We start from the raw sequence: 22,653 nt of genomic DNA on the forward strand, positions 1-22,653 counted from the left end.
GGTTCATAATTCACCAGTAAAGGCTTTTTGGCACAGCGCATTAAACAAACCACTTTTATCTAACATCGAATTATCAACTTTAGAACGCATCGCCAAAAATTGTTTTTTTACAATTGAGAACTTTACTTGCTCTTGCAACGGCGGAATTATCATTTCAAGTGGATATATTCTGTTCCCAGAAACTAGGGGTTGCGCTGCTTTACCAGCATACTGATTTAAATTAGCCAATTCCAAAAGTTGAGCTATATAATCAATGTTAATTTCTTCTAGGTACTCTTTGACAAACAGTGCGTTATCAGTGACCCAAGACTTAGGTTTCGTAATGTGTATAGCTCCACAATAAACTCCTACTCTCCCTATTATCAATTGGGGTTCATCAAACATATATTGAGAGTGCCTACCATTTATTCCATTACCACCATAAACATTGTATTCCCCATCAGAATCCATATTTTTAGCCGTTAATCCTTTACCACTTGATAGTTTGAACACTTTAGCTAAAGGCTTTTTTTCCCATCCCTTCGGATTAGTAACAGGATCACCGAACATATTTAGGAATACGCTGCGGAGGAACTCGTCGGCTAGGTTGATGGCTTTTTGGCGTTTACGGCGCACGCTGTCGGCTTTATCTAAAATCGAAGCGATTCGTTTTTGCTCATCAAGTGGTGGTAGTGGAATCTGATGCTCCCAAAACACTTTCATAGATACGCGAGGCATCTTTGCACCAGCAACTTGATCACTTATCCAGCTCACAAACTGATTAGATTTTAAATAATAAGCTAAATATTTTCTATCCAACCTGTTTTCATCAGGGCACAAAGGTACTAATTCTGTGGTAGCTAATCCTTGCTCATCTGGCAGGACTACTTTGTTCAAATAAGGGCGTAATTTTGAGTAAAGTACATGTCGCTCATCAAACCAATGTGTAGAAGAGCCTGCCGATTCAACCGAGTCATAAACTTTTTCTATCACTATTCCAGATTGTGATTGGACTTTATCTAGATTAAGCTGCCAAACAGAGTCCTCATTGGTTATATCAGGATTTTTTAGTGGTTTTGAAGGCGCAACTTCACCTAAAGAAACTAGTTGCCAACTCACAGCATCTTCTCCAGATCTTTTAAGTCAGCTAATATTTCATTTTCTAAGCTAACTAAATTTGCCAGAATATCTTTTGGATCGTCATGCTCTTCCTGCTGGTAAACCACTTCTTTATAGCGATTAATCGACAAGTCGTATTTATTAGAAACTATCTCGTCTTTACTCACCCAAAATGCTTTTTTGGTTTTATCGTTTGTCTCAGTGTCAGCAATTGCTTTATCACGGGCTTTAAACTTGGCTACTAAATCAGGAAGATCATTATCTTTTATCGGTGTACGTTTGTCGTCTAGTGAGAAGCCATCGGCTTTTAAATCATAAAACCAAACATGGTCTGTTTGAGAGCCTTTGGTAATAAAAAGAACAGCGGTAGATACCCCTGCGTATGGTTTAAATACACCGGATGGTAATGAAACAACACCTTGAAGTTCATTATTTTCAACTATGTGTTTACGTAGTTGTTGATGTGCATTTGATGAACCAAATAGTACGCCATCAGGTACTATAATCGCCGCTTTACCACCGTTTTTAAGTAAACGAAGAATTTGCGCGACAAACAATAGCTCTGTCTTCTTGGTTTTCACCATACGCAATATTGCAGGGTCTACGTCTTCTTCATCTAATGAGCCTTTGAACGGTGGGTTGGCTGCACATATGGTATAAGAATCTTTACTTTGCGTTGGGAAGCGCTCTGTAAAGCTACCACTTAACGTGTCTTGGTAATGAATATCAGGCTCAGTCACGCCATGCATGACTAGGTTCATCGCGGCGATACGTAACATGGTAGTATCAAAATCGAAGCCATGAAACATATCGGTGTTTACATGATCGCGATGCTCAACCAATAAATCACCACTAAAGATTTTTACCTTTTGCTCTTCGCCTTTTTCATTCACTACTGTTTCAGTATGAACACCTTCTGGTGACGTGTATTTCTCCATTAAATACTCATAGGCCACCGTTAAAAATCCGGCTGTGCCACAGCTAGGATCGATAATACGATCTTCATGTGTTGGGTCTAGCATTTCGATCATGGCGCGAATGATATGGCGCGGTGTTCTAAACTGACCATTAATCCCTGCTGTTGTTAACTTGCTAAGCAAGTATTCGTATAAATCACCTTTGGTATCGCTGTCTTCCAATGGCAATTTGTTGATCATCTCAACTGCGGATTCCATTAACGTTGGTTTTTGGATCATGCATTGTGCGTCTTTCATAAACCCAGCAAACAATGAACCTTCACCCGAAGTGCTTTTGAAATGAGGAAATACCTCATCACGCACCTCTTTTAACATGCTGTCTTTATCTTGGTGGATGAAGCGGTGCCAACGAATATGTTGTTGGTCTTCACTAAAACGGCGCTTGAACTCTCCACCTCTTAGCTTTTGGCGTTTTTCGTCGCGCTGCTCGTGTAAGTCGAGCAAACGGGCATACATTAAAAAAGTGATTTGTTCGATTACGGTGAGTGGATTAGCAATGCCGCCCGTCCAGAACTCTTCCCATAACTTGTCAATATCGCTTTTTAATTTACCAGTGATCATAGTGTTCTCTTTTCAATTCTAATTAGTCTTTAAAAGACGTATCTAATTTGTTTAACGGTGTTGGTAGCTCTAGAGACTTTAATAATGAAAAAACGTCATCTTCACCGCTACCAAGCACACCCTCATATATTCTGTTGTAAGGCGCTTTGTCTAAGTCCGCAATTTTAATACCACCGCTTCTGGCAATGTGCCCAATCAACATATCGATGATACGCATCGCCTGAGGTGGCATCCGATGGTGTTGCAATAAAACCGTGAAACTCTGTTCAATATATTTAGCATCCATGCCAACAATACTGCGGAGCAACTTATCTAATGGCTCAGTAGTATCTGGGTAAAACGTTTTAAGCGTTTCAATATCCAGGTCTGCATATTTGGCATGAATAACGCCATTGAGTTGCACAATTTCATCTTCAGTTACAGGCTGCCCATTTCTGATTTTTTGAATAACTGGATCACTTTCAAAAATCGGCTCTAACGCTTCCTGCACTTTTTGCTGATAGATTTTGTAGTCAACCGTATGAATATTTGTAGCTCTAGTTCTAATTTCTATTTCAGTTTCATCCTCTGGAATATCTGTATATGTAGGGCCGAGATTTGGCGGCAGGATTTCACCTTCAAGCAAATACATGATGTCTCTTAACGCAATACGATGTTGCTCCAGAGCATCAAAGGTGATGCCGTGCCAATTATTGTCATCCATCAAAAACTTGATTTCAACGGCTTTGGCCTGCACTTGAGCTGTATTTTTTGGCAGGCGTTCTAACACACCTTTAATTTCAAATTTAAGCTCACCAATTGCTTGAGGATTGAGTAATAGTTCTGTTTGTGTTTGAGCAATTAAACAATCCCAACGGAGAGCTTTACTTTGCCCACGAATATCAAGCCAGTTCATCAATCGCGCAATTTCACTTTCAAGTAAGGCGACTGTTGGCTTGGCAAATTGCTTTAACAGCTTAGCGTCTGACATTTGTTCAACGAGTTGCCAATTGTCTCGCACATTAATGTTCTTAGTATCTAAGGCTATTATGTCTTGTTGAATTAACTTAATTACTGTTTCAAACGCAGGGATTTCTAGTTTATTTAGCGCACTTGACGCTAGTAACATCCTTAACTCGAAACGCTTTTGCGCCAGTGATTTACTATTGGTTGGCTCGACTTCTTCGTATTCAAATTCGAAGTAATCAAAGTTGTTCCAATGGTCGAAAATTAGGAAACGTGTTTTATGTTTTCCTTTACCAAATAAATCTTCACATAGGCGTGTACCACGGCCTATCATTTGCCAGAACTTAACCTTCGATTTTACAGGTTTGGCAAAGACAAGGTTTACCACACTTGGCACATCAATCCCGGTATCTAACATATCAACGGATATCGCCAGCGTGATCGGATCTGGTAACGAAGGATCTTTTGCCTTTTCTTCCTCAGTCACTTTAAACTGATCGATCAATGCTTCAGCTCTTGGCTCATCTGAGTGAATAACTTCACAAAAGCCATTACTGAGCTCTGGGTACATTTCATCGAACAGTTCTTTAAGCAAACGAGCGTGGTCGATTCGTCTGGCAAAGATAATCGACTTACCAATGAATTGATTGTCTTTGTCCTTGATACCATTTTCCATTAAGTTGCGGAGGACTTTTCGGTTGGTATCTTTGTTTAAAATGACCTTATCAATGTCTTTTGAGTCAAACTCAAGTTCGTTTGGGTCTACACCTTGGTCTTCCAATTCCGCTATTTGTTCATCGGTCAAAGAGCGTTGATTAATTCCATCGCGCATGAACTTGGTTGTCATTGTGACAATTTCATACGGCACTAGGTGATCTTCTTCTATTGCTTTTTCCAACGGATAATTAGCCGTGGGGTCTTTATAACCACAGTCGAATAATTGACAGGTGGAGCGTGAAACCATTTCTACTGGGGTTGCGGTTAAGCCAACTTGTAAACAATCAAAATATTTAAAAATATTGCCAAACACGTTGTAGATTGAACGGTGTGATTCATCGGCAACGATTAAATCAAAATAGCCAACGTCAAATTTTTCATAGATGCCCATCATGCCAGGATACGTAGCGATAAAAATACGAGCCGTGCTTTCGTATTTTTTATCACTTTTACCTACTACGTAAGGCTTAACACCTAAAAACTCGACAAAAGCCTGTTCTGCCTGTTTGCGCAATTCTTTCCTGTCGCATAAAAACAGAATGCGCTTTGCCCATTTAGCATCTTGCAGAGATTTCGTTAGTGCAATTGAAACACGCGTTTTGCCCGTACCCGTTGCTTGAACGATTAACGCTTTTCTGCGCTTTTTCTCAAATGTATCATGTACGCGAGAAATGGTTTCTAACTGATAACGGCGACCAGCAATACCAGCATCAATGGTGACATCTGATAGCTTTTTCTTTTCTACTAGCTGGAATTTAACCAAATGTTGCAATGAGCTTTTTGAGTAGTAACCATAGATTTTTCTTGGCGGGTAACCTTGAACGTCATCCCATATATATATGTCATGTCCATTGGTGTAAAAAATCACAGGTCGCTGCCCATGTTCCTTTTCTAAACCATCGGCATAATCTTTCGCTTGCTTCTTACCAATACGTGCATCTTTTGACGTTTTCTTAGCTTCAACAACAGCCAAAGGCAGTCCATCGTCATCCCACAGAACATAATCTACAGAGCCATTACCTGACTCTGTAGGTTGATACTTAACTGGTACTTCTTGTCCAACTTCGTCAGTTGATACTGCATTTTCTGCAACATCCCAACCGACTTCACGCAATTCCATATCAATAAGGTATTTGCGCGTTTCCGCCTCGCTGAAATCCAGCGTTTTAGAGATAGATTGGCTATTGGTTGTAAAGGCTTCAAATACAGGCTCGTTACGAGTTGCCGCAGCCTGTTTCGATTCAGCTAATATTCTTTCGTTGACTAAGCGTTGTTCTTCCAACTCAGCCATTGCTTGCTGATAAAGGTCGTCACTTTTTTCTAATTTTTTCTTTAATTTGCTCGCCGCTGAAATATCGGTATTAAACTCAATAAATTCAGGCACAGTATCCGCTTTGACATTGTGATAGCTACAATAAAACCACGCCCCTAATTGATAAGATTGTTTAACGCCAAACACAGCATCTTTATCAGTTCCTTTGTTTTCATGAGCAGCCTTATTACCCAATGTTTTAATCGCGTGAAATTTATCTAAAACAGGTGCAGACGCTAGTTGTATAAAGTCTTCACCGATTAACTTTTCGTGGAATGTAGCTTTTGGCAAGCAAGGTAAGTTCAATTTACGGTAAATAAAGTTCACCATAAATTCACCGAATGAACGTAGCTTAATTAGCGCACTTTGAGGGTCGCTAAACGCGTATTCTTCAGCGTAAGCACCAAAGTCGGCTAATTCAGGCCAGTCTTTTCTTAAGAACTCAAAATTCATGGATTGCTTCATTCCTAGTTATTCCTTAATTCCTGTTATCGCAATTGATATGCCAACTCTATTTTTCAGGTTCATTTTCAGAGATCATCTTCAACCGCTTCATCATATTTCTTAGATTTTGATGATTACCCAAACTTAACATTTCCGCACTTTTAACGCGGCCATTCCCCGTCGCTTTTAACGCCGCCTCTACGTATTTTTTTTCTATATTTTCAATGATTTGCTTCAAGTTCACCACATCACCGTAGGCTAAGTGTATGTCATGGTCTTGTTGCTTATTTTCTCGGTTTATAAGCGCATTTTGAATATCTAAATCAAATATCTCATCGTTATCCGAAAGTAGTAAAGCTCGATTCAAGGTACTCCACAGTTCGCGGATATTTCCTCGCCAAGGTTGGGACAATGTAAACTTCATTCCCTTATTGGAAATTATTTTACTTTTATAATTTTGATGCTTTTGTGCGTTATCATTAATTTCTTTTGCTAAGGCGTTTACCAAGGGCTCGATATCTTCAACTCGATTTCTTAAAGGTGGGATTTCAATAACACCAAGTGCCAATCGATAAAATAAATCTTCCCGGAACTCTCCGCACTCCACCATGCCAACCAAGTTGCGATGCGTAGCGGCAATAACTCTGACATCAACGGTTATCGTTTTGTCATCGCCAACACGAGTGATCTCACCTTGTTGTAATGCCCTTAATAGCTTCACTTGGACATCTAATGACAATTCACCTACTTCATCTAGAAATAATGTTCCACCGTCTGCTTGCTCGAATACACCTTTATGTTCTTTTACAGCACCGGTGAAAGCCCCTTTTACATGCCCAAACAGGATGGAATCAACGAGGTTTTGGGGCAAAGCGCCGCAGTTGACCGTTTTCATCGGTTGTGAAGCACGACTGCTCGCTTTATGAATTGCATTGGATATCACTTCTTTACCGGTGCCGGTTTCGCCTAATACCAATACAGGTAAATCAAGAGGGGCTAATTTCGATGCTTTATTTACAACCTCAAGCATTGGAGGAGAGACAGCAATGATGTCTTCAAACGCTTTGTTATTGGTCGGTAATTTAGTCGCTTTAGAAGAGATCGCCCTCGCAACTGATGCATCATGTTCTGCTACAAAGTCAAAAGGAATGTCATCTAAAAATATTTCTCTTTGGCGATTTGATTGGTAAAAATATGTATTGGTTTTACCTTTACCCAATATAATGCTTACGGCAGACATAGCGGGCGAGCCAGAAGTAAGGTTTATATAGAGCTCATCGCTCTCACTTGAAAGTTTGTTGATCCACTTTTGTGATTGTTTGGATATGGAGACGTAATCGATTGGACTGGTAATACTAACCGTGTGACCTTGAACCACTTGAAAAGGTCGCTGGGCTATTGCGAGTTTTTTTTCCAACCAGGGAACATAGTTACGCCTTTCCTCTTCCCATTTATTCGAGATGATTACGATTTGATCAAACGGTTCAGGATGCTTCAACGCGATATTGGAAATCGGAGAGTCAGTATCCTGATTCATACCGTCAACATCAGCTTGACCAAACCACGTAAAAAGAGTTTTCACAATTCACACTTATTATCCTTATTAGATTGTAAATAATCTTACCTTATCTAATTTTTTTTACATACCAAAAAGGTGAGCAAATTAGCTCACCTTTAACTTACGTAATTAGATTCAGAGTTTTCTACTAAATTAGATCGTTCACCGACTAGTAATGCCCAGCTCAGAAAACCGCCACGTAAATGGCAATACCATGCGTAAATCGTTTTTAAAAAGTCAACCATTTAAAATAAAGTCTCTATTCTATTTTAAAAATGTAAATGACGTCTCCTTTTAAAAAAATTTCTTTTAAAAACTTGCGCACAACTGAACATGTATCTATAGTGTATATTGGGTTATTTTTTTCTGATTATCTGTGCTATACTTCTTACATATGACGTGTGGGGAGGGGCTCGGTGTGATTAATGATTTAAACCATGTTTTAGTGCCGTATCTCAGGTACGTTAAACCTGAGAAAGTGTTGCTACGACAGTATGCCTTAAATTTTGTTATACCCCCTCTTACCTACCGAAGAATCACCAGTAAGTTCGCAATACAATCCAGACGGTTTCTCAATGGCCAGAAAGCGCGCTGATCCCGCCGACGCTTGGATGCCACCACGCGTATATCGTGGGCGTTCCGCTTTTGAGTTCCGGGCAAGAAACGGTAAAACCATTCGTTTATGCGGTTTAGATTCGCCAAAATCTCAAGTTTGGAAAAATTATGAAGAGCTTGATAAACGAAATCTCAAGTTCAAAGACACATTCGAAAAATTGTTAATCGACTATTACGAAAGTCCGCAACATGCGCAAAAAAAGCCAGCGACAAAGCAAAGCTACGAAGACTACAAAAAAGATCTGCTGAAGCACTTTGGTTCGATGAAAGCCAGGACCATTGGCCCTCGACACGTTAGAAAATTTCTCGACGAAAAATATGAACGCTCCGGCGCAACACAGGCCAATCGTCATAAATCAGCGCTGAGCGTAATTTTCAGTTGGGGGTTTGAGCGAGAGAGAGTCGAGCGAAATCCATGTGTGGGGATCAAAAAATTCAAAGAAACGCCACGAGAAGTTTATATCGAAGATGATGACTACAAATTGATGTTAAAGCATGCCGATCCACCACTTGAGGCTGCAATGGAAATCGCTTATTTGTGTATGGCGAGAAATATGGATGTACGTAACCTTAAAAAAGCCGATTGTTTGCAAGAAGGTGTGTATATTTGCCAATCAAAAACCAACAAGAAGCAAATAAAACGCTGGGGGAAGCGACTGAGAGCTGCCGTGAAACTGTGTGATCAGCATTTTAAAAGTAATAACTCGCTGTTTGTCGTGCATCAAGAAGATGGCAGCAAATATTCTCACAGCGGTTTAAACAACCTTTGGCGTAAAGCGAAGAAAAAAGCCGAGAAAGAGCTTGGACGCACGATAAATTTTACGTTTCATGATATCAAAGCCAAAGGCATTAGCGATTTTGAAGGTTCGGAAGAACAAAAACGTGAAGCTGCGGGTCACACCAACGTAGCACAAACCCGAGATTACAACCGAAAAACGATGGTCGTGGACACCGTAGAAACCGCTAGCCAAGAACCAAAGAAAAAAACCAAAAAACCTTAATGCCAGTGCCCTACCCGAGTTATATTGTGAAATCATATTGTGAAGCCGAAATGTTCGATGCTTAAAAAGCAAGGAGCATTTCGCGAATTTACGGTGATTTCAAAACATAAAATTTTTAAAACCACCATCCTGTGCGTTCAGATTTTTCAACCTTTTTTCACAATATAAACGTGTTGTTCGGTTGTCGTCGACAATGCTGAACCATAAAAAAAGGGCTTAGTTTTCACTAAGCCCTTGATCTTTATCGAATGTGGCGGTGAGATAGGGATTTGAACCCTAGATACGCTACAAACGTATGCCGGTTTTCAAGACCGGTGCTTTCGACCACTCAGCCATCTCACCAATATGATTTATTTCAGGATACCCCACCGCAACGACTCATTGGGTGGTTTAAAACCTTAGCATATCGCAACATCAATTTTATTGCGAAGCGCAGGTTTTCAAGACCGGTGCTTTCGACCACTCAGCCATCTCACCTGAAGTGGTGCGAATATTATAGTCTCGTTTTCGCCTTGTAAAGCCTTAATTTCGATAAATATTTCAACCGCTGAAAAAAGCGACAAAGTGACTTTGTTTTATGCAAAATTACTGTTAAAAATAGACTTTAAGCAAATTTCTATCGGATGTTCTAATGACCGGAAATATTAAAATTCGATGCCCCTGGCTGGATTTAGCGAAACCAGATTATGTTGAATATCATGACAAGGAATGGGGTGTCCCAGTTTATGATGATCGCAAGATGTTCGAATACCTGACATTAGAATCCGCTCAAGCCGGTCTTAGTTGGTATACGGTTATGAAGAAACGTGAAAATTATCGAAAGCTTTTTGATGACTTTGATTTTAACAAGGTCGCTCTTTACGATGAATCAAAAATTCAGGAACTACTAAAAGACCCGGGCATTATACGTAACCAGCTAAAAATTCGAGCGACGGTTAACAACGCCCAGCGGTTTATTGAAGTCAGACAAGAATTCAAAAGCTTTTGCGACTATTTATGGGGATTTGTTGATCACAAACCTATCGTCAACGTAATTGAACGATTAGAAGACTACCCTGCGAAAACCGAACTTTCGGACAAAATCAGTAAAGATTTAAAGAAACGCGGGTTTAAATTTGTCGGTTCGACAATCGTCTATGCGCATATGCAGGCGTGTGGCATGGTTAATGATCATAGTAGCGATTGCTTTCGTAGAATTGAAATATTAGATTCCAGTTGTAAAAACAATGGTTAAACATTCGCCGAAACTCGAAATTTTCTATAATATTATTCCGTTTAGCGTTAAAATTTGGTAAAAAACGACTTGGAACTATTGGGGCCTGCCCCCATCTAATAGTTAACTTTGGTTTAAAAAGGAAATACAGATGCAATCACCTGTAGGTTTTAATACCGCTTCACAATTATCAACTGTTGAAATTAACAAGGTTTTACGTAATACCTACACCTTGTTAGCGATGACTTTAATCTTTAGTGCAATCGTTGCAACAGCAACAATCGCATTAAATATACCTTCACCAGGTCTAATCGTAACCCTTATAGGTGTTTACGGTTTAATGTTTCTGGTTTATAAAACTGCAAATTCAGCGATGGGTCTGGTCTCAGTATTCGCTTTTACCGGCTTTCTCGGCTATACCATTGCTCCACTCGTTGGTTATGCTTTGGGTGCTGGCGCAGCTGACTTAGTTGTTCTGTCCCTAGGCGGCACTGGCCTGATTTTCTTCGGTCTTTCAGCCTATGCACTGACCACTAAGAAAGATATGTCATTCCTTAACGGTATGCTTGTCGCTGGTTTCTGGGTGTTGATTATCGCTATGATCGGTAACTTATTCCTGCAAATTCCTGCATTGTCGCTAGCGATTAGCGCTTTGTTTATTTTGTTCTCATCAGCGATTATCCTGAAACAAACCAGTGACATCGTTCACGGCGGCGAGACAAACTATATTGTTGCAACCGTTACCTTGTTTGTATCTCTATACAACATCTTCTCTAGCTTGCTACATCTTTTGATGGCGTTTGCTGGTGGTGACGATTAAACTATCGTCTAGGTAAATACAGAATAAAGCCTCGGAAACGGGGCTTTTTTATTTCGGGAAGATAATGTGACCACTTTTGCCATAGTTGTTAGCACCGCGCCAACGGATAACAGAACCCTCACTGCATTAAAATTTGCACAATCTTTGATTGCTCAAGGGCACATCATTGATGGCGTTTTCTTCTATCAACATGGCGTGATTAACGCCAATGTATACCTACAGACGCCCTCTGACGAGATTAATCACTTAACGGCCTGGGACAAGTTCCATGCTGATACTCAAACGCCAATGCATTTGTGTATCACTGCTGCAGAACGACGAGGTCTTACCGACTCGAATGCGCCCGGCTTCTCCCATAATATTGCCAGGCATTTTACCATTTCCGGCTTAGGTGAATTAGTTGTTCTCACCAACAAGGCCGATAAGGTAATTCAATTATGATAAACAACAATCGAATTGCTATCGTCAACACGGCAACCACATTTGATGATTTTAAGGCCAAAGAGGCGCTGGATTTAGCATTGATTTTTGCAAGTTACGAGATGCCAGTGGCACTTTTTTTCATGGCCGACGGTGTGTTTCAGACAACGGCCAACCAAAACCCTGAGCTGATTGGCAACAAAGATTTCATTGCTACCTTTAAAGCATTGGGTTTTTATGACATCGACGACATTTTTATTTGCCAGCAAGATATGCAACAAAGGCAAATAAGTGGCGATCTGGCTGTTAACGATCCGCAAATATTACCGCGTAATGATTTTAATCGCGCTCTTAACGAATACGACCTGATTTTGACATTTTAACTATCATGGCAAATTTACACATTATAAGAAGCTCTGGGTTTACCCATGGAAAACTGCAACAGTGCCTGGCAACGGTTATCGACGATGATGCGATCCTATTAATAGACGATGGCGTTTATAACCTAAACCATCCTGAACTTTTAAAAGTTATTGGTTCCCGTCCATTATTTGCGCTTGAAGAACATGTAATCGCTCGTGGTTTAACCCCGTCTCGTTCAGAAGTTAAATATTGTGATTACAATAAATTCGTTGCTTTAACATTAGATGCAGACAAGGTAATAACATGGCAATAGAGTTTAATGGCAAAGAGTTAAAAACGGATAAAGAAGGTTATTTGTTGAATGTTGATGACTGGCAGCCTGAATTAGCATCAATAATAGCAGCACAGGAAAATATAACCCTTAGCGATGATCATTGGGAAGTCGTTAACTTTGTTCGCAATTTTTATCTGCAATATAAAACATCTCCGGCGATTCGGGCCTTAATAAAAGCCTTGAAAACAGAATTCCCCGAAGAAAAAGCGAATAGTCGTTACCTTTACCGGCTATTCCCAAAAGGTCCGGCTAAACAAGCAACAAAAATTGCCGGCTTGCCAAAACCTGCCCGCTGTATTTAAAACTTACAATTTTGTCCTTTGATAATTTGTTAATCTTTTGTGAACTCGTTAGAATCAGTCCAATAGCCTCTTCAACTCAGGTATTTTTTTATGAATAAATCCATAACGATAAACGGTAAATCGGTAGAAATCGATGTCGATGAGAATATGCCATTACTGTGGTTTTTACGGGATCGCCTTGAATATACCGGAACAAAATTTGGATGCGGAAGCGGAATGTGCGGCGCTTGTACCGTTCACTTAAATGGCCAGGCGATTCGCTCTTGCGTAACTCCGGTTGGATCCTTAGCCAATCAGGAAATCACTACCATCGAAGGTTTGTCAGAAGATGGCGATCATCCTTTACAAAAAGCCTGGCTGGATAACCGCGTACCACAATGTGGATACTGTCAGGCCGGACAAATTATGAACGCAGCGGGTCTTTTAAATTCAAATCAGTCACCTAGCGATCAAGAGATTGAAAACGCCATGCAAGGCAATATCTGTCGCTGCGGAACCTACCAACGTATCAAACAAGCCATTCGTGATGCCGCGGATGAGTTAGCTAAGGAGGTATAAGATGACTAATATCTCTCGTCGCAACTTTCTAAAATCTGCTGGTGTTGGTACGTCTGGTTTAATGCTTGGGGTTAGCATTCCAGCTACCGCCCTTGCAAGTGAAAAACCATTCAAACAAGACACCTTCAATCCGAATGCTTTTATCCACCTTACCGAAGATGGCAAAACCACCATTTATTGTGGCCGTTGTGAAATGGGACAAGGTATCAGTACCGCCCTACCCGCAGCCGTTGCTGATGAAATGGAAGCCGACTGGGGTCAGGTTACGGTACTGCAGGCTGAAGGTAATGAAGATAAATATGGTCCTCAGGCTACCGGTGGCTCAGCGAGTATCCGGGTGATGTATATCCCGATGCGTGAAGCCGGCGCGAAAGCCAAGTTTATGCTGGAAGCGGCGGCTGCTAAAACCTGGGATACCGATATCAAAAACTGTTATGCAAAAAAACACTACGTTTATTTGAAAAACAGTGACAAAAAATTGAGCTTTGGAGAACTGGCCTCTTTAGCTGCCACTATGCCAGCACCGGAAAAACCTAAGCTAAAAGAAAAATCCGAGTATGCCTATATTGGTAAAGACCTGAAACGTCACGATCAAGCTGACGTTGTTGTTGGACAACGTACTTACGGTGTCGATACTAAATTTCCGGGGCTAAAATATGCGGCCATCGTCCACTGCCCGGTGCTTGATGGCAAATTAAAATCTGTAGACAAGTCTGCAGCTTTGGCGATCAAAGGCGTCACGGATGTTGTCGAAATTGAACGTCTCGATATTCCTTACGGATCACTAGGTGGTGTTGCCGTTGTCGCGGACAACAGCTGGACCGCTCAGCAAGGCGTTAGAGCCCTAAAAGTTGAATGGGAAGCCGGCAAGAATGGCATCTATGACACGAAAACCTATAAGAAACAGTTAGTTGCGAATGTTGAAAAACCCGCGCAAGTCAATGATGCGCGCGGCGATGTAGCAGCAGCCTTGAAAGCAGCAAAGAACACCCATAGCGCAACCTATACCGGTGGTCATTTAAGCCACTCTCCTATGGAACCTAACGCCAGTGTGGTTTGGGTACAGGATGATAGCTGTGAAGTGTGGGCATCAACCCAGAGTCCTGCCGATATTCAAAAGGTGTTGGCACAATTTCTTAAGCGTGAACCAAAGGACATCAAAGTTAATGTAATGATGGCAGGTGGCGCGTTTGGCCGTAAGTTTAAATGTGACTACGTCCACGAAGCTGCAGCAATTTCACAACAAGTGAAAGCACCGGTGCAGCTAATCTGGTCGCGTGAAGAAGATATGAGAACCGGTTATTACCACTCTACCAGTGCCCAGCATATTCAAGCCAGTTTTGATGATGAAGGTAATGTGGATGCCTGGCTACAACGGGTAGCTTTCCCATCAATTAATTCGTTATTTGATAAGTCAGTTGAACGTGCTCCGAAAGGCGCTACCAAAGATGTATTCAATCATCCGTTTGGTATTAAAAACATGCAGGTTGAAAGTGGTGAAGCCCCAGCGCATACCCGGATCGGTTGGTATCGTGCCGTATATGCAATCTTCTATGGATTCGCGTTCGCAAGTTTTGCTGATGAGTTAGCCCATAAAGCCGGTATGGATCCGTTTGAGTTTTTAAATAAACTCTATGACAGCAATACCAATCCGAAACAAGCGGAACAAATTGAGCGTTCTAAAGGCGTGTTAGCGTTAGCCGCTGAAAAAAGTGGTTACCACCAGCGCGATAAGTTGCCGGAGGGACAAGGTATTGGTCTGGCAGTGCACTACAGCTTTAATAGCTATGTAGCAATGGCCGTTCATGTAGAAGTTGATGGCGATAACATCAAAGTCCTAAACGTAGACTGTGCCGTGGACTGTGGCCAGATATTAAATACTGATGGTGCGACTGCACAGATGGAAGGTGCTGTCGTGATGGGTATGTCCCTTTCCATGTACACGGAAATCGTATTTAAAGATGGACAGGTAGTGAATTCCAACTTCCACAACTACCCGGTACTTCGCATCAATGAAATGCCAAACGTTCGGGTTCATTTAGTAGATTCTGATAAAGATCCAACAGGATTGGGTGAACCTGGCGTCTCGCCTTTTCCACCAGCACTAACGAATGCGATATTTGCAGCATCCGGTAAACGTTATCGTGATTTACCAATAAAACCCATGTCGATTTAATTGACTGGGTATCAATCAATAAGGGCGCAAGTAAGCGCCCTTTTTTATTACTTTTTGATTATATCGTACCTACTTTGAAATCAGGTGGTAAAGGTACCTGAAGGACATCAGCAATTGCCCGAACTAACTCATATTCCTGGATGCTGAATATGCCGTCAATACCGATAACGAACAAACAACCTTTGATAACTTTTTCTTTGTCACCAAAACCAAGATGGTTTAATTGCTGCAAGCTAGCACTCGCGGTCTCAAGTGATACCGCATCCGGGGTCAATTCTTTGAGATCAAACAAATCAGAGAACTGTCGTAACTTTTCCAGGTTTTCCTCGGTTAACCCATGCTCCGTTGCCCCTAACACCAGAGAGAAAATACAATGTACAGCGTCTTCAACCTCCGTGATAGCAAGATATTTTTTAAAGCCTGTTTTAGGCTGCATATCCTGTAAATGCTGAAACACAACCTGTTGCAACACCCACTCAAAACGCTCAATGTTTTCATCTGCATTTACGAGCTGGTCTACTAATTCTCTAAATCGCTCTACTTCAATAGCACTAAGTTGTTTTAGTGCCGGATTAAGCAAATCGATCAATGGCAACCGGTAACCCGGGGCTAATGCTTCTACTTGTTGACGAAGCGAGAAAACTTTATCAATTAACCGACTAAAGTCACTCTCCTGAATGGCATTAAGCTGCTTATTTAACGTGTCTTGTTGCTGACTTATGAGTAAACAACAAACAATTGCCACCGCACCAACGGGTTCGTGACTTTCGCGATACAAATCATCACTAAAGCTATTTACAAGTTGATGCGCATAATCTAATTGCTGTTCGTTGATATTTCCCGCTTGTGACAACACCGATAAAATCGCTACATCCGCAGGATCAATCGCGTTTGATGAGGAGGATTGACTGCTGCCTGCTGTTGTCGACGACTCAGCCACCTTACGCATTGGTTTTTTATCCGCATTGGCTTTGTTTAGCAACAAGTGTGGATCAATTCGGGAAATTCGTTCATCAAGTGGTGGATGCGTAGCAAAAAGCCTCGAAGCAAAAGAATGCACGCCTGTTGCGAAAAAACCATGGGTATATTCCACGGCGTCCGGTTGTTCTATATAAGAACCATGAGATGCATTACGGATCTTATAAAGCGCTTCCCCTATTCCCTGCTTGTTTCGAGTAAACTGCACAGCAGATGCGTCTGCAAGATATTCTCGTTGGCGACTGATAGACGCCTTGATAATATTACCAAAAAAGTGGCCACCATAACCGATAGCAACTAACCCCAGCCCCAAGATCGCAGTTGCGTTACCATTTTTACTGCTACCGCGTCCGGCATGAAGCAGATAGTATCCGATAAAACCGATCACTAAAATACCATGCAACAAGGCCACCAACTGCAAATTGATACGCATATCACCATTTAGGATATGACTAAACTCGTGGGCGATAACACCTTGTAACTGATCTCTATCGAGGGATTCCAACGCTCCGCGGGTGATCCCTATTACAGCATCATTACGGTCAAAACCCGCAGCGAAGGCATTAATTCCTGGTTCACTATCAAGGATGTATACCCCGGGCACTGGCGTTCCCGCAGCTATTGCCATTTCTTCAACCACGTTAAGCAATCTTTTCTCTAGCGTTGACGCGGTGCTGTGATTAACAACAGAACCACCTAAAGATTCGGCGATTACTTTACCACCTTCGCCAAGGGAGATTTGCTTATAGGCACTACCGCTAAAAATCACAAAACAAACGATGGCAGATATAAAAGCAAAAGCACGCCAGTCAAACTGAGAGAAAAGGTATTGGGCGTTAAACTCCATACCTTGCTCGAAATTGATATAACCAAATGCCGCCATTGCCAGAATATTGGTGACTATTACTAAGGTAATCACCGCAGCAGCAAACAGCACCACTAATAAACTTGTAGAACGTTTCGCCTGTTCCTGGGCTTGAAAAAAGTCCATTGTAGAAAACGTTTAGAAGCTTACTTTAGGCGCCGCCTGAATTTCAGCACTATCTTCAAACTCAAGTAATGAAGCATCCTGGCTATGCCCAAATGGACCGGCAAAGAAGTTTTGCGGGAACTGCTGCTTGTAGGTGTTGTAACTCATCACCTGGTCGTTAAACGCTTGTCTGGCAAAACTAATGCGATTTTCTGTACTTACCAGTTCTTCATTAACCTGCATCATATTCTCATTAGCTTTAAGATCTGGATAAGCTTCCATAACAACGTTCAGTTTATCTAAAGCTGAGGTCAACATGGATTCTGCCCCACCTAATGACTGCATGGCGGCAGGGTTACCCGGAGCCTTCATTGCCGCTTCTAATCCTTTAGCCGCAGCATTACGAGCAGAAATAACGGCTTCTAACGTTTCCCGTTCATGGCTCATGTAGGCTTTAGCGGTTTCAACGAGATTAGGGATCAGATCATAACGACGCTTTAACTGCACTTCTATTTGTGCAAACGCATTTTGATAGCGGTTTTTGAGTGCAACCAATTGGTTGAACACTGAGATGACGTAAAAGATCAGAGCAGCGATTACTACCCAAAAAACAATTGTGGAGATATCCATATGAGTTCCTTTCGTTTTTTAATCACAAAAGGAACTCTAACCTATTGAATACTAATCAGCAATGGCGTTTTATCGGCAATGCTTAATCGAGCAGAGCCTTTTTAATTTGCGAAAACTCATCCGCTTGCTGACTTTCAGGGAAAGCGTTAATGAATAAGTCTATTTGCTCCATGGCTTTCTCTTCATCCTGCTGAAACAAGTATAAAAACACATAACCGCTTTCTACTTCGTGATTTCGGGCTGGTAAATAGTGTTGTCTCAGGCGCTGCAGGCTTTTTTCAGCATCACCCAGATAGTAACGTCCTGCCGTTAAATAAAAATAGGTAGCAGAAAAATTACAGGCGACGGAATCTGGAAATTCCTCAAGACAATCTGTCAGGTACTCGAGGGCATTTTCGCCGCTACCGGGGATCTGCATGTTGTATCCCATTCGATACAATTCCGACAGCATATAAAAGGTCTTTTCCTGGCCTAATTGGTCGTGGAATTGTTGCGCGACATCGACAAGTTCCATCCATGAAATCATCACTTCTTCTCGATGATTTTCATTGCTGAATCTCGGCGGATACATGCCAATTATCGGGTTTAACTGGGTAACCTCTTCATCCAGTTCTTCAAAGGTCAGTGGCTGTTTAAGGCTTGAATATTGCGTAAGGATGTTACTTGATTCAGGATGATTACCCGGAACCATAGAACAAGAGGTGATACAAAATATCAGGCTTAACAAAACAACAATCTTCATTCGGCACTCCTATCGGCGGGGTCAGAGAAAAACCGCCAACAAATAATCAACAAGAGTTTGCAATATCCTGAAGTTATTGAGGTAAGAGTCGTTAACCACGACCTTTGATAATTGAGAGAAGATTAAGTTGCGCGTCTTTCGAATGCCTTAATCTAAAATTTATCTTATGAAATCAAGAACTACCACAGCTATAGATAATTAGAGAACCACTATCACGTTATGAAAATTCAAAGTATCAAAGATAAAAAACTAAACACGACCGTTATCTTTTATAAAGTTCCATCAAAACATTAAGCAAGGTGCTTAAATACAACTATAGACAAGGAATCTAACGGTTGAAAATAATTAATGCGAAATTTTTAATGTGGGCAAAGAACGTCTATTTTCGGTGTTCAAATTTATTAAATATTGAGATATAAAAAAGGAGCCTAACGGCTCCTTTTGCTCAACACAGTTAAGCTCTATGCCACATCTACTGCAGCAACAGCCGCTTTGGTGATCTCTGTGATTTTGTCCCAATCTTTGTTAGCTACCGCGTCTGCAGGAACAAGCCATGAGCCCCCAATACAACTCACATTTTTCAGCGACAGATAATTATTCATATTATCTTTATTGATACCGCCCGTTGGACAAAAACGGATATCAGGGAATGGTCCGGCAATCGACTTAATCGACTTGGCACCACCAATGGCTTCTGCCGGAAAGAACTTAAAGTGGTCTAAACCAGCATCAATCCCCGTCATTAATTCAGAAATTGACGCAATACCCGGAATTAATGGAATTGAGGCTTCACCGGATGCTTCTAATAGCTCTCTGGTCATACCCGGACTGATAGCAAACTTCGCACCAGCTTCCTGAGCCTGACGTAGGGTTTGCGGATTGGTAACAGTACCTGCACCTACCATTGCATCTGGTAGTTCATCGGCAATCTTACGAATTACTTGTAATGCATTTTCCGTGCGTAGTGTTACTTCTAATACGCGAATACCACCTGCCATCAGGGCTTTAGCAATAGGAATTGCATCTTCAACATTTTCAATAACCAATACAGGTACGATAGGCCCCATGGCAAAAATTTCTTGTGGCTTGATTTGCCAATTACTCGTTACAGACATACGACCTCATTATTGATTTGTTGTTTAAGAAATGCACTGGCTCCCAAAATCCCTGGTTGTGGCTCAGTAATTACGTAAGTAGGAATACCCTGATTAAATTCTTCGAATCGGCCTTTTGCTTCAAAACGGGCACGAAATTCGCTTTGAGCAAAAAACTCTAAAAACCTTGGTACGATACCTCCGGCTATATATACGCCGCCAAATGCACCGGTTGTTAACGCCAGGTTTCCAGCAAAACTACCAAGGGTTTTACAAAATTGATGCATCGCCTGAACGCACACTTCGCACTCGCCGGAAATGCCTTTTGCAGAGATATCTTTGGCGCGATAATTTTCTGCTTTAACGTCATTTATGTCACAAAGCGCCTGATAGATTTGCTCAATACCTAAGCCCGACAATATTTGTTCAGCCGAGACTCGCGGATATTTATGTTTCAGGAAATTTAGAATGGCGAATTCAGTCTCATCGGTTGGCGCAAAATCGACATGTCCGCCCTCTCCGCCAACGCTAATCCACTGTCCTTGGTATGCAAATAAGTTGGCAACACCAAGACCTGTTCCTGGCCCACAAATAGCGATTGGTTTATGAGGAATAGCTTCGCCGCCACCGATTTTAACTTTTTGCGTATCATCCAGGCTGTTAATGGACATGGCAATCGCTGTGTAGTCATTAATCATATAAAGACTATTTAATTGCAGCGATGCCTTTAACTCGGATTGACGAAATTCCCATGGTAAATTCGTCATGCTAATCAGATCGTTATCAACCGGACAGGCAATAGCTAAACATGCATTAACCTTGCTGGAGTCAACCTGATGCTGGACAAAATAATCTTCGAGAACCATTTGCAGGCTCGAAAATTCTGCACATTGATATAAATGTAGATTCTTAACCGAACCGGTTTCATCGAGCATACCAATACGCAGATTGGTACCTCCGATATCGGCTACGATATTAATTGCTGCGGATTTAAGCGTCATAACTTAGTGTTCCTCTTTAAACAAAGAACAGGCTCCAAGCTCGGCACCACTTAAACTGCTGCGCATGAATCCAAACAATTCACGACCCATGCCCTGATGTTGCATTTGCCCAGAAAATTGCGCTGTTTCGCGCTTAGCTAATTCTTCGTCGCTAACCAGAACGTTAATACGGCCGCTATAACCATCAACCTGAATCATGTCGCCATTTTGTACTTTAGCAATCAGGCCACCATCTAGTGCTTCAGGCACCAGGTGAATCGCCGCAGGTACTTTACCGGAAGCTCCTGACATGCGGCCGTCGGTTACTAAGGCAACTTTAAAACCTTTGTCCTGAAGAACGCCTAAAGGCGGGGTTAATTTATGAAGCTCTGGCATGCCGCGACTTTTAGGTCCCTGAAAACGAACAACAGCAATGAAATCTTTTTCCAGCTCTCCGTTTTGGAATGCTTTTTCTAAATCATTTTGATCTTCAAACACAATCGCTGGTGCTTTAATCACTTCGGCACCTGGGCGCAATGCTGACGTTTTAAGAACCGCTCGACCAAGGTTACCTTCTAATACCTTAAGGCCACCATCGCTCTTGAATGGTTTTTCGTTAGTAGCGATAACTTCCAGGTCACCTGACGCTTCAGGACCATCAATCCATTTAAGCTCGCCATTTTCAAGCACTGGACGTTGCGTGTATCTTTGTAGACCTTCACCACAGATGGTGTGAACGTCTTCGTGCAACAGGCCTTTTTCCAACAATAAGCGGAACAATAAAGACATACCACCGGCTTCCTGGAATTGGTTGATATCAGCAAAGCCATTTGGATAAATTCGCGTTAACAACGGTACCGCGTCACTAAGATCTGAAAAATCATCCCAATTAATTATCACCCCACCGGCACGCGCCGCTGCAATCAAGTGCATGGTTAAGTTCGTAGAACCACCAGTTGCAAGCAATGCGACAATTGCGTTTACCCAGCTCTTCTCGTCAATCATCTTACCAACAGGCTGGAAATTACCGGATTGTTGGGTAAGACGAGTTACCTGGCGAGCAGCAGCTTTGGTCAATTCTTCACGCAATGGCGTATTTGGGGGGATGAAAGAAGAACCTGGCAAATGCAAGCCCATGACTTCAACCACTAATTGGTTTGAATTTGCCGTACCAAAGAAGGTACAAGTACCCGGCGCGTGATAAGAGTTGGACTCTGCTTCCAATAACTCATCTTTGCCAACTTCGCCTTTTGCAAACTGCTGACGAACTCGTGCTTTCTCTTTATTTGGAATGCCTGAAGGCATTGGGCCTGCAGGGACAAATACCGTCGGCAAGTGACCAAAAGTCATCGCTGCAATCAAAAGACCTGGAACGATCTTATCGCAGATACCTAGCATTAATGTGCCATCGAACATATTGTGTGATAGCGCCACTGCAGATGACATTGCAATAACGTCGCGACTCATCAGGCTCAAGTCCATGCCAGGCTGACCTTGGGTCACACCGTCACACATTGCCGGAACACCACCAGCAAACTGGGCTACACCGCCGGTTTCACGGATGGTTTTCTTGATAATGGCTGGATAGGTTTCGTAAGGCTGATGCGCACTCAACATATCGTTGTAAGCAGAAACGATAGCAATATCACTATGGTTTAGTTGCTTAAGTACGTCTTTCTCCTGCTTACCGCAGGCTGCAAATCCATGCGCAAGGTTACCGCAGGATAAGGCTCCACGGTGAACGGTTTGCGAGGATTCACGATCAATTTTTTCAATATAACTTTTTCTGCTTGCACGACTGCGTTCGATAATGCGGTCGGTTACCGCAGCAATTTTAGGGTCTAT

The 22,653-nt window shown here is 41.9% G+C and carries 19 protein-coding genes and 1 tRNA gene; 9 read left to right on the plus strand and 11 right to left on the minus strand.

The window, feature by feature from the left end; genetic code table 11:
- Window positions 1-3: 3 nt before the first annotated feature.
- The 4 genes from FNC98_RS08385 to FNC98_RS08400 form a co-directional block, all read right to left on the minus strand.
- Window positions 4-1,098 carry a restriction endonuclease subunit S gene (locus FNC98_RS08385; RefSeq protein ID WP_143580808.1) on the minus strand — a complete coding sequence of 365 codons (1,095 nt, stop codon included), beginning with the start codon at window positions 1,096-1,098 and terminating at the stop codon, window positions 4-6.
- Window positions 1,095-2,636: a class I SAM-dependent DNA methyltransferase gene (locus tag FNC98_RS08390; RefSeq protein ID WP_143580809.1), complete on the minus strand. Its 1,542-nt coding sequence runs from the start codon at window positions 2,634-2,636 to the stop codon at window positions 1,095-1,097. Before FNC98_RS08390 ends, FNC98_RS08385 begins: the two co-directional genes overlap by 4 nt.
- Window positions 2,637-2,658: 22 nt before the next feature.
- Entirely contained in the window at window positions 2,659-5,940 is a 3,282-nt protein-coding gene (locus FNC98_RS08395; RefSeq protein WP_260680627.1) for a DEAD/DEAH box helicase family protein, read from the minus strand.
- Between the two features lie 181 nt (window positions 5,941-6,121).
- The gene (locus FNC98_RS08400) at window positions 6,122-7,636 is read right to left on the minus strand and encodes a sigma-54 interaction domain-containing protein (protein WP_143580811.1); all 1,515 of its coding nucleotides are present in this window, start codon (window positions 7,634-7,636) and stop codon (window positions 6,122-6,124) included.
- A 482-nt stretch (window positions 7,637-8,118) separates the two neighbouring features.
- Between FNC98_RS08400 and FNC98_RS08405 the strand changes: the two genes are divergently transcribed.
- Window positions 8,119-9,228 (plus strand): tyrosine-type recombinase/integrase, encoded by a 1,110-nt coding sequence (locus FNC98_RS08405; RefSeq protein WP_143580812.1) that lies wholly within the window; start codon window positions 8,119-8,121, stop codon window positions 9,226-9,228.
- Between the two features lie 251 nt (window positions 9,229-9,479).
- Here FNC98_RS08405 and FNC98_RS08410 read toward each other — a convergent pair.
- Window positions 9,480-9,570: transfer RNA gene (locus tag FNC98_RS08410), tRNA-Ser, on the minus strand.
- A gap of 289 nt (window positions 9,571-9,859) precedes the next feature.
- On the opposite strand from FNC98_RS08410, the gene FNC98_RS08415 reads away from it, so the two are divergent.
- From FNC98_RS08415 to FNC98_RS08450, 8 genes are all read left to right on the plus strand, one after another.
- Window positions 9,860-10,462, plus strand: a complete 603-nt coding sequence (locus tag FNC98_RS08415; protein ID WP_143580813.1) for a DNA-3-methyladenine glycosylase I — start codon at window positions 9,860-9,862, stop codon at window positions 10,460-10,462.
- A gap of 130 nt (window positions 10,463-10,592) precedes the next feature.
- On the plus strand, window positions 10,593-11,261 hold the full coding sequence (locus FNC98_RS08420) for a Bax inhibitor-1/YccA family protein (protein WP_143580814.1): 669 nt from the start codon (window positions 10,593-10,595) through the stop codon (window positions 11,259-11,261).
- A 66-nt stretch (window positions 11,262-11,327) separates the two neighbouring features.
- A complete protein-coding gene (tusD, locus tag FNC98_RS08425; RefSeq protein ID WP_143580815.1) occupies window positions 11,328-11,702 on the plus strand; it encodes a sulfurtransferase complex subunit TusD in 375 nt (124 codons plus the stop codon).
- On the plus strand, window positions 11,699-12,064 hold the full coding sequence (gene tusC, locus FNC98_RS08430) for a sulfurtransferase complex subunit TusC (RefSeq protein WP_143580816.1): 366 nt from the start codon (window positions 11,699-11,701) through the stop codon (window positions 12,062-12,064). The genes tusD and tusC overlap by 4 nt, the downstream gene beginning before the upstream one ends.
- A 5-nt stretch (window positions 12,065-12,069) precedes the next feature.
- Complete coding sequence (gene tusB, locus FNC98_RS08435) at window positions 12,070-12,357, plus strand: sulfurtransferase complex subunit TusB (protein WP_143580817.1); 288 nt, start codon at window positions 12,070-12,072, stop codon at window positions 12,355-12,357.
- A complete protein-coding gene (locus tag FNC98_RS08440; RefSeq protein WP_143580818.1) occupies window positions 12,348-12,680 on the plus strand; it encodes a TusE/DsrC/DsvC family sulfur relay protein in 333 nt (110 codons plus the stop codon). Before tusB ends, FNC98_RS08440 begins: the two co-directional genes overlap by 10 nt.
- 90 nt (window positions 12,681-12,770) lie before the next feature.
- Window positions 12,771-13,238 carry a (2Fe-2S)-binding protein gene (locus FNC98_RS08445; RefSeq protein WP_143580819.1) on the plus strand — a complete coding sequence of 156 codons (468 nt, stop codon included), beginning with the start codon at window positions 12,771-12,773 and terminating at the stop codon, window positions 13,236-13,238.
- Between the two features lies 1 nt (window position 13,239).
- Window positions 13,240-15,414 carry a xanthine dehydrogenase family protein molybdopterin-binding subunit gene (locus tag FNC98_RS08450; protein ID WP_143580820.1) on the plus strand — a complete coding sequence of 725 codons (2,175 nt, stop codon included), beginning with the start codon at window positions 13,240-13,242 and terminating at the stop codon, window positions 15,412-15,414.
- Between the two features lie 58 nt (window positions 15,415-15,472).
- On the opposite strand, the gene FNC98_RS08455 is transcribed toward FNC98_RS08450, so the two are convergent.
- From FNC98_RS08455 to edd, 6 genes are all read right to left on the minus strand, one after another.
- Window positions 15,473-17,383, minus strand: coding sequence for a M48 family metallopeptidase (locus FNC98_RS08455; RefSeq protein WP_143580821.1), 1,911 nt, complete (start codon window positions 17,381-17,383; stop codon window positions 15,473-15,475).
- A 12-nt stretch (window positions 17,384-17,395) separates the two neighbouring features.
- The gene (locus FNC98_RS08460) at window positions 17,396-17,992 is read right to left on the minus strand and encodes a LemA family protein (RefSeq protein WP_143580822.1); all 597 of its coding nucleotides are present in this window, start codon (window positions 17,990-17,992) and stop codon (window positions 17,396-17,398) included.
- A gap of 82 nt (window positions 17,993-18,074) precedes the next feature.
- On the minus strand, window positions 18,075-18,734 hold the full coding sequence (locus tag FNC98_RS08465; protein WP_143580823.1) for a hypothetical protein: 660 nt from the start codon (window positions 18,732-18,734) through the stop codon (window positions 18,075-18,077).
- 461 nt (window positions 18,735-19,195) lie between these two features.
- Window positions 19,196-19,849, minus strand: a complete 654-nt coding sequence (locus FNC98_RS08470; RefSeq protein ID WP_143580824.1) for a bifunctional 4-hydroxy-2-oxoglutarate aldolase/2-dehydro-3-deoxy-phosphogluconate aldolase — start codon at window positions 19,847-19,849, stop codon at window positions 19,196-19,198.
- On the minus strand, window positions 19,840-20,829 hold the full coding sequence (locus FNC98_RS08475) for a glucokinase (RefSeq protein WP_143580825.1): 990 nt from the start codon (window positions 20,827-20,829) through the stop codon (window positions 19,840-19,842). Before FNC98_RS08475 ends, FNC98_RS08470 begins: the two co-directional genes overlap by 10 nt.
- 3 nt (window positions 20,830-20,832) lie before the next feature.
- A complete protein-coding gene (gene edd / locus FNC98_RS08480; protein WP_144035514.1) occupies window positions 20,833-22,653 on the minus strand; it encodes a phosphogluconate dehydratase in 1,821 nt (606 codons plus the stop codon).

It is taken from the genome of Thalassotalea sp. PS06, from assembly GCF_007197775.1.
GTDB lineage: Bacteria > Pseudomonadota > Gammaproteobacteria > Enterobacterales > Alteromonadaceae > Thalassotalea_A.

What these genes read in the sequence shown, in the direction of transcription:
- FNC98_RS08470 (WP_143580824.1), bottom strand. Translation starts at nt 19,849, where the DNA reads ATGTCTGTAACGAGTAATTGGCAAATCAAGCCACAAGAAATTTTTGCC.
- FNC98_RS08440 (WP_143580818.1), top strand. Translation starts at nt 12,348, where the DNA reads ATGGCAATAGAGTTTAATGGCAAAGAGTTAAAAACGGATAAAGAAGGT.
- FNC98_RS08420 (WP_143580814.1), top strand. Translation starts at nt 10,593, where the DNA reads ATGCAATCACCTGTAGGTTTTAATACCGCTTCACAATTATCAACTGTT.
- tusB (WP_143580817.1), top strand. Translation starts at nt 12,070, where the DNA reads ATGGCAAATTTACACATTATAAGAAGCTCTGGGTTTACCCATGGAAAA.
- FNC98_RS08460 (WP_143580822.1), bottom strand. Translation starts at nt 17,992, where the DNA reads ATGGATATCTCCACAATTGTTTTTTGGGTAGTAATCGCTGCTCTGATC.
- FNC98_RS08450 (WP_143580820.1), top strand. Translation starts at nt 13,240, where the DNA reads ATGACTAATATCTCTCGTCGCAACTTTCTAAAATCTGCTGGTGTTGGT.
- tusC (WP_143580816.1), top strand. Translation starts at nt 11,699, where the DNA reads ATGATAAACAACAATCGAATTGCTATCGTCAACACGGCAACCACATTT.
- FNC98_RS08390 (WP_143580809.1), bottom strand. Translation starts at nt 2,636, where the DNA reads ATGATCACTGGTAAATTAAAAAGCGATATTGACAAGTTATGGGAAGAG.
- FNC98_RS08415 (WP_143580813.1), top strand. Translation starts at nt 9,860, where the DNA reads ATGACCGGAAATATTAAAATTCGATGCCCCTGGCTGGATTTAGCGAAA.
- FNC98_RS08455 (WP_143580821.1), bottom strand. Translation starts at nt 17,383, where the DNA reads ATGGACTTTTTTCAAGCCCAGGAACAGGCGAAACGTTCTACAAGTTTA.
- FNC98_RS08445 (WP_143580819.1), top strand. Translation starts at nt 12,771, where the DNA reads ATGAATAAATCCATAACGATAAACGGTAAATCGGTAGAAATCGATGTC.
- FNC98_RS08475 (WP_143580825.1), bottom strand. Translation starts at nt 20,829, where the DNA reads ATGACGCTTAAATCCGCAGCAATTAATATCGTAGCCGATATCGGAGGT.
- FNC98_RS08395 (WP_260680627.1), bottom strand. Translation starts at nt 5,940, where the DNA reads ATGGTGAACTTTATTTACCGTAAATTGAACTTACCTTGCTTGCCAAAA.
- FNC98_RS08465 (WP_143580823.1), bottom strand. Translation starts at nt 18,734, where the DNA reads ATGAAGATTGTTGTTTTGTTAAGCCTGATATTTTGTATCACCTCTTGT.